Below are 18,368 nucleotides of genomic sequence, written 5' to 3'. Positions count from 1 at the left end.
CCTTGGTTGTCCCGTCGGATGCAAGGAGCCTTGCCATGTTTCGCAGGTTATCGTCCACGAACACCGGCCGGCGGGTCATCGCCGGCCTTGTCCTGATCCTGCTCGCCGCGCTCGCCGTGTTGCGCTCCTGGCATGGGACGCGCCTGGACAGCTTCACCGTTGACGAGCCCTGGCACATTGTCGCCGGCACAACATACGTGCGTGGTGGCGACCGTCATCTCAATCCCGAGCATCCGCCGCTGGCCAAGCTGTGGGTTGGCGCGTGGATGCCGGCGGATTTCCGGATCGGACCGGAACCGGCACTGCGGGAAAAGGTGCAGGAGCGCGAATGGGTCGAGCGCACGATGTTCGAGGACAACGACTCGGAACGTGCGCAGCGGCGCGCTCATCTCGCGATGTGGGTTCTGAATGGGCTATTGCTGGTTGCGCTTGGCTTCCTGCTGTGGCGCGCAGCGGGCTTCGCCTGGGCGGCAGGGACGCTGGCGTTTCTCGCGCTGGAACCGACCCTGGGCGCGCACCTTCCCGTGGTGATGACCGATGGTCTGCTGGCGCTGACGTTCGCGCTGGTGGTCGTTGCGGCGGGAATCCTGGCAGCGGGTTGGCAATGGCGGTGGGTGGTGGTGTTCGGCATCGCCACGGGATTGGCGCTGGGAGCCAAGCATTCGGCGCTGGCCGGGTTGATCGGGACCGGCGCCGTACTCGCGGTTTCCGCGTTGTCGGGCGTGCGGAACGGCGGATGGAAGGAGGCGGCGCGGCGCACGGGCAAGCTGGCCGCGGGCGTTTTGCTCGGGGTCGTGCTGCTGTGGGCGCAATACGGCTTCCGTTTCCATGCCGATGCCGATGGCGGTGACGCGTTCAACCTCGCGATGGAAACAAAGATCGCGGAAGTCACCAGGCCCGCGTTGCGAGGTACGATCGACGTGGCCGACGAACTGCAGCTGCTGCCGCGCGCCTATCTGTGGGGTCTGGCCGACACGGTGCGTACCGGCATCGAGGGTCGCGGCGGTGCCTTGCACCTGATCTGGGGCAGGGTGTACGAGGGGCGCACGCCATGGTTCACCTGGCCCGCGATCCTCGCCGCGAAGATCCCGATTGCGCTGATGGCGCTGTCGCTGCTCGGCCTTGTACTGCTTTTGCGTGCGCCGTTGCCAGCCACCGCGCGCTGGATGCTCGCGGCGCTCGCGGTCGCCAGCACGTTGCATTTCGCTGCCTTGATCGTGTCGCCGCAGGCGTGGGGCGGGGTGCGCCATGCTATTCCGCTGCTTGCCGCTGCCGCCGTGCTCGGCGGAGGCGCATTGGCCGAAGCGTGGCGCAGGCGTTCGCGGGCATTGCAGGGCGTGGTCGCGGTGCTGTTCGTCGCCGCCTTCGCGATGACGATACGCGAGCCGCGTCTGTGGGAGTACCACAACGAACTGGTCGGCGGCACCGAGGGCGGTTATCGCGCTTTCCGCAACGAAGGGGTCGATCTCGGCCAGCGTTTCGGCGAGATACGCGCGTATTACGATCGCGAGATCGCCGGTAGCGGGGAGCCTCTGTATCCGGACTACTGGATGATGATGGAGCGGCAATGGCGCGCCGGCCGAGTCGACTTTCGCCGGTTCGTCGAGGACATGGATGACAGCAACACGGCGGGGGTCTGGAATGGCTGGTTCGTCAACACCGTCGCCGACGAGTTGCCGTGGCCGCAGTTCGAATGGGATCCCGCCGAGGTGTTCAAGGACATGGAAAAGGTCGCGCAACTGGGTTACATCGGCATCTGGCGCGGACGTCTGACGCGGCCACAGATGCGTGCCTCCAGTCTTGGCAGTAAGGTGATGGAGTACCTGTACAAGGAAGATGGGCAGGATTTCACCCTGGTCGCGCAGCGCCTGGAAGAGGTCGCCGCGGTGCTGCCGCACAACGTCGCCGCCGGGGTCGAACTCGGCAACGCCTACCTGCGCCTCGGCGACGGCGCGCACGCGAAGCAGGCGTATGGTCGCCTGCTCGAGCAGAAGAAAGTGCCGCTGGACGCCAAGGTCGAGCAGCAGCTGCGCGACCAGATCGCCTCTATCGAAGCCGGTGGGGACCCGACGAAGATCGAAGCCATGCGCAACCCGTGGATGGAGTGACTCCTACCTTGTCCGGCGGCACCGTGATGTGAGGAAAGTTCAATCATGAACTTGGACTGCCCACTCTGCCGGAGAAATCCTGATCAGTGTCCGCCGTTTCCGGCTATCACCTTGATTATCCGGGTCGTCGCCTTGCTTTTGTTCGCAATCGACACGCTGCGCGGGGTAGCCCAGACAAACGTGACGCGCATCCGGATCGTGCGATGCCCGCTACGGGACGAGGCGATGTGAAAGCCTCTCGGTGATGGATTGGCAGCGGCGATACGGCAGCTATTAGCCGTTGGCAGTGCGGCAAAAAACAACCATCGGGTTCAGGCCGCAGCGGTACGTGCCATGACCTTGGTACATCGCCGGATGCATGGGCCAGGTTGGCAGATATCGCTTTGCATTTTCATCACATGCAAGCGCCTGATCTCACATTTACGATGTGCGTGCCATTGCATATCAGCTTCCCTATACGCGAGTCATGATCTTGACGCCATGTGACTCATCTCACATACTTTTTTCGTAATAGGGGTTTCACAACAGAAACTACGGAAAGGTACGTCCCGAAAGTCTAGCGCCGAGAGTGCATCGAAGAGCGGCTTTCGTGTGGGGTGGTTGTGCATTTGTCAGGGGGATGTAGTGAGCAAGCCAGTGATTGCGGTGCGTAGTGCCGTGTACGCAGTATTGCGGTCGGCGAAGAATTCGCCGGACGTGCGGCCACCCCGCAGACACGAGACCCTGGCCGCCTGGCGGCGCCTGGCAGCCGTGGCCTTGTGCGTGGTGTCACCCCTGGCGTGGTCGGCCGACCTGCAGATCACCGACTTTTCCGATAGCGGTTACGACCCGGCGCCTGCGGGCAGCGAGGTGGTCTACAGCATCACCCTGGAAAACGGCGCGGGCGATGTTGCCAGCGATACCGTCAGTATCTTCGACCTGCCGCCCGGCACCACGGCCGGCAGCCTTCCCGCATTCTGCGCAGCCGATCCGGTCGTTTCTACCCGCATTGTCTGCAATCACGGCGCGCTGCAGGGCACGCTGGCCGGCGGCTCGCCGGTCAGCTTCCAGATCGGCGTGGATACCGGCGGGCAGGCACCGGGTTCGGTGGTCGTGCACGGCGCAATCGGCTTCGGCACCAGTCTGCCGCCAGCCAGTACGCCGATCGACAGCCTCGATGTGTCCGATCCGTTCTTCGCCGGCGACACCAATACCGCCAACAACATCCGCAACCAGACCACCACGCTGATCGAGGCGGGCGATCTGCGCCTGCAGAAGACGGCGACGCCCAACCCCGTGGTGGGTGGCGGCGAAGTGACCTACACGCTGATGGTCACCAACGATGGCCCCAGCCCGTCCACCAATTTCCGTGTCGTCGATACGCTGCCCGCGGCCACGACCTATGTGCCCAACAGCTTCAGTGGTGCCGGCTGGACCTTCAGCGCCGGCACGATGACGGCCACCCACGCCGGTACGCTGGCGGTGGGCGCCAGCGCCTCCTTCACGTTCCGTGCGCTCGTCACGGCCGGCAGCGGCAACATCACCAACGCGGCGGTGGTGGAGGGCATCGGCACGCCGGATCCCGACCCGAGCAACAACGATGCCGATGTCAGCACGGCGATCACGCCGGGCGCCGACCTGGCGCTGGCCAAATCGGCCGCGCCTGCCCCGGCCATTGCCGGCCAGGAGGTTACCTTCACCCTGACGGCCCGCAACCTGGGCCCCAGCGTGGCGCAGAACGCGAGCATCATCGATGCGCTGCCCGCGGGTTTCGTCATCACCGGTGGCACCCAGCCCGGCGCGTGGGCCTGCGCGAATGACGGCGCCAACAGCACGCGCACCTGTACCCGTGGCGCGGACATGCCGGTCGGCGCCGTGGAAACGATCACGATCACGGCGACGGTGCCGTCGACCGGGGCGAACAGCAGCGGCGATGTCACCAACACCGCGACCATCGCCTCGAACACGCCGGACCCGAACAGCCCCGGCAGCGGCGTCGACAACAACAGCGGCAGCGTGACTTTCACGGTGCTGGCCGACGGCGCCGACCTGGCGCTGAGCAAGAACAAGACGCCCGCGCTGGTCGCCGTGTGGGACGGTATCGGCAGCGATGCCGACAGCCGGATGACCTCGAACATCGCCGTCAGCAACTTGGGCCCGCGTGCGGCGACCGACCAGGTGCAGGTGGTGGACGAACTGGCTGCAGGCGAGGAATTCGTTTCCGCCTCCGGACCGTGGACTTGCAGCGTCGACAACCCCTATGCGGTGCCGCCGGCACGTCAGCGCGTCACCTGCGATCTCAACCCCGGTTCGCTGCCGCTGGCCGTGGGCGCCGATGCTCCGCAACTGCAAATCGTCAGCCGCGCGCGCGCGCCCGGTTCGCTCACCAATACGGCGTGCACGGGCGGCTCCAACGGCTCGCTCGAACCTCTTACCGGCAACGGCATCGACACCGACCCGGAAGCCGGCAACGACTGCAACGGAGCGGGCACCCGTACCACCAACGAGCGTGCCGACCTGCGCATCGCCAAGCAGACCAACGGCCCCGGCACCGCCGACAACGTGCTGACGGCCAGCCAGACCACGGTGACCTACACGCTGACGGTGACCAACGACGGCCCCGACAGCACGACCGGCGTGGTGGTCAACGACGCCATCCCCGGTTTCGTTGCTGGCCGCACGACGGTGACCGCCAGCACGGTTCCGGCCGGTTGGACATGCACTACCGGCGGATCGGTGGTCTGTCGTTCCGGCACCACTGCCCTGGCCAGCGGCGCCAGCGCGACGATCGTGCTGACCGTGCAACGGGCGCTGTTCGACAGTGCCGGCACCGGCACGACCACCTGCGGTGGCGCGACGGTCAGCAACGCGTTCTGCAACACCGCCGGTGTCGGCGTCGATGCGTCCGTTGCAGGCTCGGTTGGCGAGATCAACACGGCCAACAACAGTGCTTCGGATTGGCTGCAGGTCGACCGTGTGGCCAATGTGCAGACCACGGCGAAGAACATCACCTCCGGCGCCACCGGCCAGGCGGGCGTCAATACCACCTACGTGATGTCGTACGCCAACCAGGGCCCATCCGTTGCGCCGGGCGTGGTGTTCCGCGATGTCTTCACGTTGCCGGCAAACGACGCTGGCTTCGTGCTGGTGTCGGCGGTCCGGACCGGAGGCGGCGTCACTGCCTGTACCGCGACCCCGGGGCCGGGGATCACCACCGCACCGGCTGGCGGCGGCACTTCGTACGCCAATCCGACCGCCGCCCCCGCCACGGTGACGCTGACCTGCGCCCCGCTGTCGCTTGGCAATGGTCAGACCGAAGCCATGACGGTGGTGGTCCGCCCCAATGTCAACGTCGATAACACCGGTCGCATCTTCACCAACGTGGCCGATTTCTATTTCGACCGCAACGGCGACGGTGTGCCCGATCCGGCGACCGGCAGCGATGCCAACGGCAGTTTCGATTACAACCTCGACCCATCCACTGGCGATGACCAGCGCAGTGCCACGCTGCCGTTCAACAGCGGCACCGCGGACCTGATCACCAACAAGGTGGACGTGGGCTTCGCCGGCGGCGTGGATCCGCTGGGCTACAACGCTGACGACATCAGCCAGAACCTGGTCACCTACCAGCTGACCGTGCTCAACAATGGTCCGTCGCTGGCTACCAATGTCCGGGTTTCGGACACGCTCATACCGCAGCCCGGCCGTACCGTGCGCTACATCGGTGCGTCGGAAACGACGGCTGGGCCGTTCGTGATCGGCGCGTGCAGCGTGACCGCCGGAGCCAATCCGACGGTGGGCGCCCCGATGACGCTGGACTGCGCGATGCCGGGTGCGGGCTTTGCCCCCAATCAGCCCGGCGTGGTTGCCAGTGGCCAGACCAGCACCTTGTACGTGCGTTTCCAGTACGAAACCCCGCCGGGTACCTCCGGCGACACCCTAGGCAATACGGTCACGGCGACTTCGGCGGAAACCGATCCGAACCCTGCCAACAACACTGCCGACGAGGAGACCACCATCCGTGCACGCGCCGACATGGGCGTGACGAAGACGGCCGTGGTCGCGTCGCCCGACACCGACCCGGCAGTGGCGCTGCCGCCGCAGGCGACCAGCGTGGCGTTGCGGCAGCCGTTCTTCTACGTGATCGACGGTGTCAACAACGGTCCCGGCGCCAGCCTGTCGATCGACCGCAGCGGTGACAGCCCGCTCAACGGCACCGGCACGGTGATCACCGACACGCTGCCGACAGGTCTGGTGGTCACCGGCGCGATCACCTGGCGCAAGGTGGGCCCCGACCCGGGCGGCGGCGAAGTGCCCGTGGGCACCGGCAACTGCAGCCAGGCCGGCAACATCGTGACCTGCAACCTGGGCGACGTGACCGCGACCGGACGCGTGCGCATCATCGTGCCTGCACGCTGGGACACGTATCCGTCCGGCGGCAGTGCCAACAATACCGCGACGGTCGCCACGGAGCAGGTCGACCCGGTTCCCGGCAACAACACGACGACCGTGCCGCTGGCGGTGACGCGTTCCTCGCTGGCGGGCGTGGTGTTCGAAGACCGTGATCGTGCCAGCGCCAATGGCGGCACGCACCAGGGTACGGCGGCCGAGCCGGGCATCGGCGGCGTGACCATCACCCTGACCGGCACCGATGCCTACGGCAATGCGGTCAGCCGTACCGCCACGACGGCGGCCGACGGCAGCTACAGCTTTGCCAATCTGTCACCGGCGGACGCGTCGGGCTACACGCTGACACAGACGCAGCCCGCGGGCTACATCAACAGCCCCTCGGCGCTGCCCACTGCGGGCGGGAACGAGCCCTCGCTGGGCGGCGGTTACAGCGTCGGTTCGCCGGACTCGGTGATCGCCGCGATTCTGGTCGGCGTCGACGATGCCGGTGTTCGCTACAACTTCCCGGAAGTGCGTCGACCCTCGTTGTCGGGTTTCGTATATGTCGATGCCAACTTCGACAACGTCCGCAATGGCAGCGATGGCGCGATCGCCGGTGCGACAGTCGAATTGCTGGATGCGGCCACCGGTGCCGTCGTGGCAACCACCACGACCAATGCTTCCGGCGCCTATGAATTCACCGACCTGGACCCGCTGCTCGTATACACGTTGCGCGAAGTGTTGCCGACCGGCAGCTACCAGAACCTGCCCGCTGCGGTGAATCCCGGCCAGATCGGCGGCGCGGCATGCACCAGCGGCTGCACGCCGGGCACGGGTGTGGGCGGCGACGCCACCACCACCGACCGCATCAGCACGATCGACCTGGGCGCGGGCACCGACGGTACCGACTTCAACTTCGGCGAAGCCGCCGTGGCCGGCATCAGCGGCAACGTCTACGTCGACCGCAACGACAACGGCGATTTCGATGCCGGCGATACGGGTATGGTCAATTCGAGTCCGAATGGCGGCCTGCAGGGCGTCACCGTCGTTCTGACCGGCGCCGGCGCCGACGGCATCTTCGGCAACGGCGACGACCCGGCGCCGGTGACGTTGCAGACCGACGCCAACGGCGCGTACCAGTTCACCGACCTGGTGGTCGGCCAGGACTACCGCGTCACCGAGACGCAGCCGGATGGCTACGGTGACGGCACCGAGAACCCGGCCAACGTCATCGACATCGCGGCGCTGCCATCCACCGGGACCTCGGGCCATGATTTCGGCGAGACGCTGGGCTCGCTGGCGGGCGCGGTGTTCGAGGACTTCTCGAGCACGCCAGCCAACAACGACAACGGCAACTTCGACGGCGGCGAGAACCCGATCTCCGGTGTCACCCTGACCCTGACCGGGACCGACCTGCTCGGCAATCCGGTCAACGTCAGCGTGCAGACCGATGCCAGCGGTGCGTACCTGTTCCCCGACTTGCTGCCGCCGCAGGGCGGTACCACGTACACGGTCACGGAAACGCAGCCGGTCGGCTACATCGATGGCCGACACACGCCGGGCAATGCCGCCACGCCGGGCAACGCGACTACGTCGAACGTCATCGACGGCATCATCATCGATGCGGGCCAGACGGCGACCGGCTATCTGTTCGGCGAACTTGCCAATGCCATTATCGACGGCACGGTCTACCTGGACCGCGACGACAATGGCAACCAGGATGGTGGCGAGCCCGGCCTTCCCGGCGTCACCGTGGTGATCGAAGGTGCGGGGCCGGACGGCGTATTCGGCACGGCGGACGATCTGCCGCCGGTCACCTTGGTCACGGATGCGAACGGCGGCTACAGCTACGGCGGCGCAATCACCGGCCAGAGCTACCGCATCGTCGAGACGCAGCCGGACGATCTGGCGGACGGCCAGGTGAATCCGGGCAATACCATCACCGTCAGCAATCTGCCGGCGACCGGCTCCAGCGGCAACGACTTTGGCGAACGTGCCGCGTCGCTGTCCGGCAGCGTGTGGCTGGACGCCAACAACAACGGCGTGCGCGATGCGGGCGAGAGCGGCATTGCCGGCGTCAGTGTGTCGTTGCCGGCGGGCACGGTGGACGCGCTGGGCAATGCAGTGTCCGCGGTGGTCACCGACGCCAATGGCGACTATCGCTTCGACGATCTGCTGGGCGGCACCTATACCGTCAGCGAACAGGCCGCGCAGCCGGTGGTCGGCGGCCTGACCACGATCAACGGCATCACCGTGGCCGGCACTGTCGGCGGCAGCACCAGTGGCGTCGCCACGCCCGTGGATGCAGTGCCCAGTGCGGTGGCCGGCATCGTACTGCCCGCGGGCGGCGCGTCGATCGACAATGACTTCGGCGAGACGCTCGGCGTGGCCCTGTCCGGCCGCGTGTTCTTCGATGCCGACAACGACGGCGTGCAGTCCGGTGCGGCCGAAACCGGCATCGATGGCGTGACCATCACCCTGACCGGTACCGACGATACCGGCGCGGCGGTGTCGTTGAGCACCACCACCGACGCCAGTGGCGACTATGCGTTCGAAGGCTTGCGGCCGGGCACCTACACGGTGACCGAACCCACGCAGCCGACCGGCACCAGCAACGGCCAGACCATCGCCGGCACCGTCGGCGGCACATCGACGGGGACCGCCACGCCGATCGCCACCGTGCCCAGCGCGATCAGCGCGATCGACCTGAGCACGCCTGGCGCCAGTTCGATCGACAACCTGTTCGGCGAGATTCCGCTCAACAGTTCGATCGGTGGGCGCGTGTGGAGCGATGCCGACAACGACGGTGTCGTCGATCCGTCGGAGGAAGGTATCGGCAACGTCACCGTGCGTCTGACCGGCACCGACCTGGCCGGCAACACCATCACCCGCGAAGTGACCACGCAACCGGATGGCAGCTACGCGTTCACCGAACTGCCGCCGGGCACGTACACGATCACCGAGCCCGAGCAGCCTGCGGGCACGCTGAACGGCACGACCGTCGCCGGGACCGGTGGTGGCGACGTCACCCCGCCCACGACCACACCCTCCGTCATCAGCAATGTCACGCTGGGCGTGGGCGAGGCCGTCACCGGCAATGACTTCGGCGAAGTGCCGGCCGGCACCATCGGTGGTCGCGTCTACAACGACGGCAACAACAACGGTGTCGTCGATACGGGCGAAGGCGGTTTTGCCGGCGTGCAGGTGGTGCTGACCGGCACCGACGACCTGGGCCAGCCCGTCGATGTCACCGTCACCACCGATGTCGAGGGCCGTTATCGTTTCGACGATTTGCGTCCGGGCACCTACACGGTGACCGAGCCGACGCAGCCGCCGGAGACGCTCAACGGCATCACCAGCGCCGGCACCATCGACGGCACCACCACCGGTACCGCGACGCCGGTGGACACCACGCCGTCGGCGATCAGCGGCATCGTGCTGCCGCCGGGTGGCGAGTCGATCGACAACAATTTCGGCGAGATCGGCGATTCGCCCGACCTGGTGGTCAGCAAGACCGCGACGCCGGCCATCTTCACCGTCAACAACACCGCCAGCTACACGCTGCGCGTGCGCAATATCGGGCAGCAGCCCAGCGCGGGCGAGTACGTGGTGGAAGATCGCCTGCCGGCCGGCCTGACGCTGGCGGCCACGCCGGTCGGTACGGGCTGGACCTGTACCGGCGCAGTGGGCGACACCGGTTTCCGCTGCGTCAGCAGCACGGCGATCGCGGCGGGCGCGACCTCGGCCGACAGCATCGTCGCCGCGGTGCACGTGGCCGCGGCCGCGGCGACGGCCACGCCGGTAAGCAATGCAGTGATCGTCGAGGGTGGCGGCGAAAACGAATTCCGCACGCCGACGCCGGAAGAGCGCGCCGATTTCGAAGGCAACCCGGGCGACCTGCCGGTGTGCGACCCGGCGATCACCCAGAACGCCTGCCAGCTGCCGACGCCGGTGCAACTGTCGGCCTCGGTGTCGGGTACGGTGTGGTTCGATCAGGGCAGCGACTTCGGCCGCATCGATGGCGGTGACCGTCGCCTGTCCGGCTGGGTCGTGGAAGTGGTCGACGCCAGCGGCCAGGTCGTGGGCACTGCGACCACCGGTGTGGACGGCAGCTATTCCATCGCCGATCAGGTGCCCGGCATTCCGCTGGACATCCGCTTCCGCGATCCGGCCACGGGCGTGGTCTGGGGTCTGCCGGTCAGCGGCGAAACCGTCGCCGGTCCGCCCGTGCCCTGCGATGCCGACAACGCCACGGCCAACGGCACGGCCAGTTCGTGCCGCAGCAACGAGGGTGGCAGCACCCACCTGGCCGTCGTGTTGGCGCCCGGCGCAAACCTGCCGCAGCAAAGCCTGCCGCTGAACCCTGGTGGTGTGGTCTACGACGCGACGACGCGTACGCCGGTTCCCGGTTCGCGCGTCACCCTGACGCCGATCGGTACCTGCGCGGGCTATGCGCCCGAGCAGCACGTGCTGAACGCCTCGCTGGGTGGCTACACCGTGCAGGGCTCGTCGGTGTCGATGACGGTCGGCGCGGATGGCTTCTACCAGTTCCTGCTGGGACCGGACGCGCCTGCGTCGTGCAGCTTCCAGTTGGCGGTGACGCCGCCGGCCGGCTATGCGTTCGAGTCCGGCATGATTCCGGCGGAAACTTCATCGTTGACGCCACCATCCACGCCGGGCGAAAGCTATCCGGTGCAGACCAACGCCACCGCACCCACCGGTCCGGTCGGCACGTCGACCACCTATTACCTGGAGCTGACGCTGGGTTCCGGCGTTGCGGCGCCGGTGCACAACCACATCCCGCTGGATCCGCAGGTCGCCCCCGGCCTGGTCATCACCAAGACCGGCGACCGCAAGACCGTGGAAGTGGGTGACAGCCTGGTCTACACCATCACCATCCGGCAGACCGCGGGCGCGGCGATGGGTACCGTCAACGTGATCGACCGCCTGCCGCACGGCTTCACCTTCATCGAAGGTACCGCGCGCGTCGACAGTGCCGGCATCGCCGATCCGCTCGGCAAGCCGGGCCCGACGCTGGTGTTCGACGTCGGCGAACTCGCCGTGGGCCAGCAGAAGGTGCTGACCTACCGCGCACGCGCGGGCGTGGGCAGCCAGCAGGGCGACGGCATCAACCGCGCGCGGGCCTATGGCTGTTCGATCGATGGCGGCTGCGTCGATCCGTCCACGCTGGCGCCGTACCCGAACGGTGGCGTGGTGCCGTCCAACCCGGCCGAGTACCGCGTGATCGTCAGCGGTGGCGTATTCGCCGACGAGGGCTGCGTGCTGGGCAAGATCTTCGTGGACTGCAACGTCAATCACCTGCAGGACGAGGAGGAGCTGGGCATTCCCGGCGTGCGCATGTACTTCGAGGACGGCACCTGGATGGTCAGTGATTCGGAAGGCAAGTACAGCTACTGCGGCCTGCCGCCGAAGAGCCATACGCTGAAGGTCGATCCGTCGACCCTGCCCGTGGGTTCGCGTCTGACCACCAGCAGCAACCGCAACCTGGGGGATGCGGACAGCCTGTTCATCGACCTGAAGAATGGCGAATTGCATCGCGCCGACTTCATCGAGGGCAGCTGCTCCAACCCGGTGGTCGAGCAGGTGAAGGCGCGACGCACGCAGGGTGAGGTCCGCGCGCCGGAAACCGAACGCGGGCAGCAGCCCCTGCGCTTCGAGAGCAAGCCGGCGCGCGCGCCGCAGCAGGGCACCGATTCGTCCGACCAGCGGCCGATCATCGATCCGAGGCCAACCGGTACGAACGACGCACGCAACGGGGAGGTGCAGCCATGAGCCGCTTCGCCCTGCGTTCGTCGATCCCGGAATCCCGTGCCATGCATGTTTCGCGTCATTCGCTCCATCCCCTCGCGCTGGCGCTTGCGCTCGCGGTGACACCTTCGTTGGCAATGGCGCAGAGCGTGTCCGGCGACCAGCGCTTCACCCCGGTGCTGGGCCAGGCCACGCCGCTGTATCCGCAATCGCCCGAATCGCGGGACAGCGCGCCGCAACCGCTGTACGCACAACCCGGCAACGTCGACTACAGCGTCAATGCCGGCGTTGATCGTGTGGTGGTCGAAGTCGACCGCGACGGCGTGCCGGCCGATGGCCAGTCGCCAGTAAAGGTGGTCGTGCAGTTGTACGATGCCGAAGGCAAGCCGATGGCGGGCGAGTCCTTCGCCACCATCGAGCACAGCGGCGGACGCATCAAGCTGGCCGACGGCCGTACCGACGAGCTCGGCCCCGGCCGTCTCGATGCCGATCAGGTTACCCCAGGCATCCAGTTGCCGGTACGCGACGGGCGTGCCGAATTCGAACTGCTGGCGCCGCACGATCCGCAGGATGTGCTGCTGCGAGTGACATCGGGCAGCCACAGCGCCGAAGGCGTGATCGGCTTCGTGCCCGAGATGCGCGAACTGCTCGCCACCGGCCTGATCGAGGGCGTCATCAATTTCCGCCGCGATGGCAACAACCTGATCAATGGCACCCAGCAGGGAGACGGGTTCGAACGGGAAATCCGCCGCTGGGAGAAGCAGTTTAACAACGGCAAGGCCAACGGTGCCGCGCGCACAGCGTTCTTCGTCAAGGGCGCGATCAAGGGCGAGTACCTGCTGACCGCGGCCTACGACTCGGACAAGGATGTGCGTGCGCGGCTGCTGCGCGACATCCAGCCGGAGGAGTTCTACCCGGTATACGGCGATGCTTCGCTGCGCGGGTTCGACGCGCGCTCGGCCGAGCGCCTGTACGTGCGCGTGGACAAGGACCGCAGCTACCTGCTGTACGGCGACTTCCAGACCGGCGACAACATCGCCACCCAGACCGGCGCCGATTTCGGCACCCAGGCGGGTCAGCGGGTACTGGGCACCTACAACCGCACCGCGACCGGCCTGGGCTGGCATTTCGAGAACACCCGCGTGCGCGGCAATGTCTTCGCCATCGAGGATTCGTTGCGTCAGGTGATCGAGGAACTGCCGGCCGCCGGCAGCGGTCCGTACGGGCTGCGCAACAATGCCGTGCTGGAAGGCAGCGAGCGGGTGGAAGTGGTCGTGCGCGACCGCGACCAGCCCTCGCGGATCGTCTCGGTGCGCCCGCTGGGCCGGCTGGTGGACTACAGCTTCGAGCCGTTCTCAGGCCGCATCCTGCTCAACAGCTTCCTGCCGGCGTTCGACAGCGACCTCAACCCGGTGTCGCTGCGCATCACCTACGAGCTCGACCAGGGCACCGAGAAGTTCCTGGTGCTGGGCGCGGATGCGCAGCTGCGTGTCGGCGAGCACGGCGAGGTCGGTGGTTCGTACGTGGACGACCGCAATCCGTTCGCTGCGTTCGAGATGGGCAGCGCCAACGTGGGCTACCGTTTCGGCGCCAACACCTGGCTGGTCGCCGAGGCCGCGCGCACGCGCAGCGAGGTCAACACCAACAGCGTCAACCAGTACGGCACGCCGGGCCTGCAGGGACTGAGCGGCCTGGTGGAAGGCGATGCATGGCGGGTGGAACTGGGCCATGCCGGCAAGGCGCTGGACCTGAAGTTGTTCGCGGGGCAGTCCGATCCGGAGTTCAACAACCCGGCCTCGCCGCTGTACGGCGGGCGGGGCGAGTACAGCGCGACCGCGCGCTGGCGCCTGACCGATCGCTTCGAGCTGTACGCCGAAGGCTTGCGCAGCGAGGATCGCAATCCGCAAGGCGGCGAGCGCGAAGCGGCCAGCGCCGGCACCCGGGTGAAGCTCACCGACAAGCTGACGCTGGATGTGGGCTACCGCGCCATCCGCGAAACCGTCGGTGCGTATTACACGTGGGCCACCAGCAGCGGTTACGGCAACATCGGCGGCCTGTCCGGCGGTTATGCGACAGGTTCCGGCGGCGGTGCGCTGGGCTACGGCCAGCAACCGCTGGACCCGCTGACCGGTCTGCCGATCATCAGCAGCGGCAATCCCAACGATGTGGGCAGCGGCCTGCCGGTCGGCACCGAACTGTCGTCGGACATGCTGCGCCTTGGCGTGGGCTATCGCCCCAGCGACCGTTTCAGCATCGGTGGCGAAGTCGAGCAGGACATCCATGGCGAAGACCGCAGCCGCGTGGCGCTGGGCATGGACTACCAGTTGCGCGAGCGCAGCCGCATCTACGGACGTTACGAAAAGCAGACCGGCATCAGCGGCGTGAACGGCCTGACCCAGGACGGGCGTGAAGCCGACACGCTGGCGCTGGGCGTGGACACCAGCTTCATCAAGGACACGCAGCTGTTCTCGGAATACCGCCTGCGTGATGCCATTGCCGGTCGCGATATCCAGGCCGCCTCGGGCATACGCAACCGCTGGGACCTGCGCGAAGGCTTGCGCCTGGATACCACGCTGGAGCACACCAACGTGATCTCCGGGAACATCGGCGATTCCACCGGCATCGGCTTCGCACTGGATTACAGCGCCAATCCGCTGTGGCGTGGCAACGTGCGGCTGGAACACCGCATTTCCGACGATGTCGCCGACACGCCCACCAACGAGGGCTACAACACCACGTTGTTGCAGTTCCTGGCCGCGCGCAAGCTCAACCGCGACTGGACCGTGCTGGCGCGCAACTACCTTTTGCGCACCGAGTACGACGCGCGCGGCGACGTGCTGCAGGACCGGTTCCAGGTCGGCGTGGCCTACCGCGACACCGACACCAACCGCGTCAACGCGCTGGCCCGCTACGAGTACAAGCTGGAGAAGGACGAGAGCGGCATGGACAGCTCCGGCTTCGGTTCGGATACCGGTCAGGACATCCGCAGCAGCGCGCACATCGTCTCGGCGCACGCGGACTGGCACCCGTCGCGGCCGTGGTGGCTGACCGGCCGGGTGGCGGCGAAGTGGCAACAGGACAGCTTCTTTTATGCCGATACCGGGCGCGTGGACGACGACTTCAACGCCGTGCTGCTGTCGGGTCGCATCGTCTACGACATCACCGAGAACTGGGACATCGGCGTGCTCGGCTCGGCCTTCCGCGGCCAGGACGATGCCAACCAGTATGCGTTCGGCGTGGAAGTCGGCCGCCTGCTGCGGCAGAACCTGTGGCTGTCGGTGGGCTACAACGCCACCGGTTTCCGCGGTGACGAAGACCTGACCGGCTACGAGTACACGCAGCAGGGTGCGTTCATCCGCCTGCGCTTCAAGTTCGACGAAGACATCTTCCGCAGGGAAGACGCCCGCTACCGCGATCCGGTGCGCTGAGGAATACCGACATGACCGATACGAAGACCTCCCTCCTGTGCGCCGCCGTGGTGGCGACCCTTGCCTTCTCCGCCGGTGCACAGCAGACGCAACTGGTGCCGCCGGATGCCCGGATCACCGACGAGGCGATCCACGCCGACCTTTCCGGCTACGAGCACACCCAGGGCCGGATCAAGGCACTCAACGACGCTGGCCGGCCGGTGCGCGATTACCATCTGTCCAAGGCCCAATGCTGGCTGGACGTGTCCTTCCACGAGTACAGCCGCAACGATCGCAGCGCCTTCCCGCAGGAAGCGCTGACCGAATCGGAGAAGCTGATCGTGGGCATGGAGCAGGGCGTGTCCCCGCTGCCCACCGACACGCCGTTGGTCAACAACGCCGCCCGCGTGCGCGAGGATCTGTGGAAGCGCCTGGGCGCGATCCACGGCACCCCGGGCTTCGAATGCGCGCAGCAGGCCGTGGCCTGCGGCGAGGTGGAGCTGGTGCATGCCGGCAACGAGTTCAACCAGCAGCAGTGGCGCCACGCCAAGCCGTACATCCAGATCGCCGAGGACTGGGTGAGCGATGCCGAGGCGCTTTCGCGCCAGTGCGCCGCCGCTGTCCTGCCGGCCGATGCCGTGCTTACGGCCAACGTGCTGTTCGAGTTCGACCGCTCGGGCCGCGACGACATCCGCGCGTACTCGCTGCAGAGCCTGGACCGCGAACTCGATCGCCTGCGCACGGAAGGCCTGACGCTCACCGGGGTCGAGCTGGTGGGCCATGCCGACCGCCTGCAGGGGCGCGGCCACGACTACAACCAGGCGCTGTCCGAGCGTCGCGCGCGAACGGTGCACGCGTTGCTGATCGAACGCGGCATCGATGCCGGCAAGGTGAGTTACAGCTTCAAGGGCGATACCGAGCAGGTGCAATCGTGCGATGGCGTCAAGCCGCAGGCGGCTTTGCGCGAATGCCTTATCCCGAATCGCCGGGTAGAGGTGCGTCTCAAAGTCGCGCGTTGAGCGGTGCCCACGATCCGACGATAGCCGACGGTCGCGCGCACTTGAACAGCACGGCTTCGCCGGGTCATCGTGCCGGTGGCGTTGATCCGGAAAAGCCCGGATCTAGAGGGGCTTTCGGCCCAGAATGAGGTCCGCCGCCCGTTCGGCGATCATGGTCGTCGGCGCGTTGGTGTTGCCGCCGATCAGGCGCGGCATCACCGAGGCGTCGACCACGCGCAGGCCGTCCACGCCGCGGACGTGCAGTTGCGGGTCGACCACGCTGGCGTCGTCGCGGCCCATCCGGCAGCTGCCGACCGGGTGGTAGACGGTTTCGGCCTTGGCGCGGACGAAGTCGGCCAGCTCGCGGTCGGACAGGTCGCTGCGGGCGGGGAAGATCGGTGCGCCGCGGTAGGGATCGAACGCCGGCTGGGCGAAGATTTCGCGGGACACCTTGGCGCATTCGACCATCATCGCCAGGTCGAAGCCCTCGGGATCGCTCAGGTAGTTGGGCTGGATGCGCGCCGGAGCACAAGGGTCGGCGCTGGCCAGGCCGATCGTGCCGCGGCTGCGCGGGCGCAGGAAGCAGGCGTGCAGGGTGTAGCCGTCGCCGGCAAGCCGGTGGCGGCCGTGGTCGTCCAGCATGGCCGGCACGAAGTGCAGCTGGATGTCGGCCCGCGCGTCGCCGGCCAGGCGTGAGCGCAGGAAGCCGCCGGCTTCGGCGATGTTGCTGCTGCCGGGCCCGCGCCTGCCGCGCAGGTAGTAGTCGAATGCGGTCTTCAGCTCGCTGGCACGGTCGTAGCTGACCGGCTGGGTGGAATGCTGCAGGGTGCAGATGTCCAGGTGGTCCTGCAGGTTGCCGCCGACCTGGGGCAGATCGACGGCCACGGCGATGCCGTATTCACGAAGATGGTCGGCCGGGCCGATGCCCGACAGCATCAGCAGTTGCGGCGAATTGATTGCGCCGCCGCAGAGCAGCACCTCGCGTTGCGCCCGCAGCAGGCGCTGCTGCCTGCCGTGCATGACCTCGACACCGACGGCACGACCGCCTTCCAGCACGATGCGCTGCACGCGGGCGCCGGTGGCGATTTCGAGATTGGGGCGGCTGCGTGCCGGATCCAGGTAGGCGACCGCGGTGGAACAGCGCGTGCCGTCCTTCTGGGTGACCTGGTAGAAGCCGGCGCCGTCCTGCCGCGGGCCGTTGAAGTCGTCGTTGCGCGGCTGGCCGGCCTGTTGCGCGGCCTCGATGAAGGCCGAGGACAGCGAATTGACGTGGCGCAGGTCCGAGACCTTCAACGGACCGTCGCCACCGTGCAAGGCGTCGCTACCGCGGCTGTTGCCTTCGCTGCGGCGGAAGTAGGGCAGTACCTCGCGCCAGCTCCAGCCCTGCGCACCGAGCGCACTCCATTCGTCGTAATCGTCCGGCAGCCCGCGGATATAGCACATGGCGTTGATCGAGCTGGAGCCGCCCAGCACCCGCCCGCGCGGCCACCACAGCCTGCGGCCGTTCAAGTGCGGCTGTGGTTCGGTGTCGTAGTTCCAGTTGACGCTTTTCAGCTTGACCAGCCGCGACAGCCCGGCTGGCATGTGGATGAACGGGTGCCAGTCGCGCGGCCCGGCTTCCAGTAGCAGCACGCGGGCGTCGGGGTCTTCGGACAGCCGGTGGGCCAGCACGCAGCCGGCCGAGCCGGCGCCGATGATGATGAAGTCGTACACGATGC

The 18,368-nt window shown here is 67.3% G+C and carries 5 protein-coding genes; 4 read left to right on the top strand and 1 reads right to left on the bottom strand.

Features of this window, described 5'->3' with window-relative positions:
• Positions 1-35: 35 nt before the first annotated feature.
• From CSC70_RS05210 to CSC70_RS05195, 4 genes are all read left to right on the top strand, one after another.
• Positions 36-2,108, top strand: coding sequence for a hypothetical protein (locus CSC70_RS05210; RefSeq protein WP_162455602.1), 2,073 nt, complete (start codon positions 36-38; stop codon positions 2,106-2,108).
• Between the two features lie 696 nt (positions 2,109-2,804).
• A complete protein-coding gene (locus CSC70_RS05205) occupies positions 2,805-12,269 on the top strand; it encodes an SdrD B-like domain-containing protein (protein ID WP_162455601.1) in 9,465 nt (3,154 codons plus the stop codon).
• Positions 12,266-15,673 carry a TonB-dependent receptor gene (locus CSC70_RS05200; RefSeq protein ID WP_162455600.1) on the top strand — a complete coding sequence of 1,136 codons (3,408 nt, stop codon included), beginning with the start codon at positions 12,266-12,268 and terminating at the stop codon, positions 15,671-15,673. The genes CSC70_RS05205 and CSC70_RS05200 overlap by 4 nt, the downstream gene beginning before the upstream one ends.
• An 11-nt stretch (positions 15,674-15,684) precedes the next feature.
• Positions 15,685-16,671, top strand: coding sequence for an OmpA family protein (locus CSC70_RS05195; protein WP_162455599.1), 987 nt, complete (start codon positions 15,685-15,687; stop codon positions 16,669-16,671).
• A gap of 102 nt (positions 16,672-16,773) precedes the next feature.
• Here CSC70_RS05195 and CSC70_RS05190 read toward each other — a convergent pair whose 3' ends face one another.
• The gene (locus CSC70_RS05190; protein WP_162455598.1) at positions 16,774-18,363 is read right to left on the bottom strand and encodes a GMC family oxidoreductase; all 1,590 of its coding nucleotides are present in this window, start codon (positions 18,361-18,363) and stop codon (positions 16,774-16,776) included.
• Positions 18,364-18,368 lie beyond the last annotated feature (5 nt).

Origin of the sequence: Pseudoxanthomonas kalamensis DSM 18571 (genome assembly GCF_010211745.1) — a bacterium.
GTDB classification, from domain to species: Bacteria; Pseudomonadota; Gammaproteobacteria; order Xanthomonadales; family Xanthomonadaceae; genus Pseudoxanthomonas_A; species Pseudoxanthomonas_A kalamensis.
Note: the sequence above shows the minus strand (reverse complement) of the source record. Positions and strands in the feature narration are given on the sequence as shown.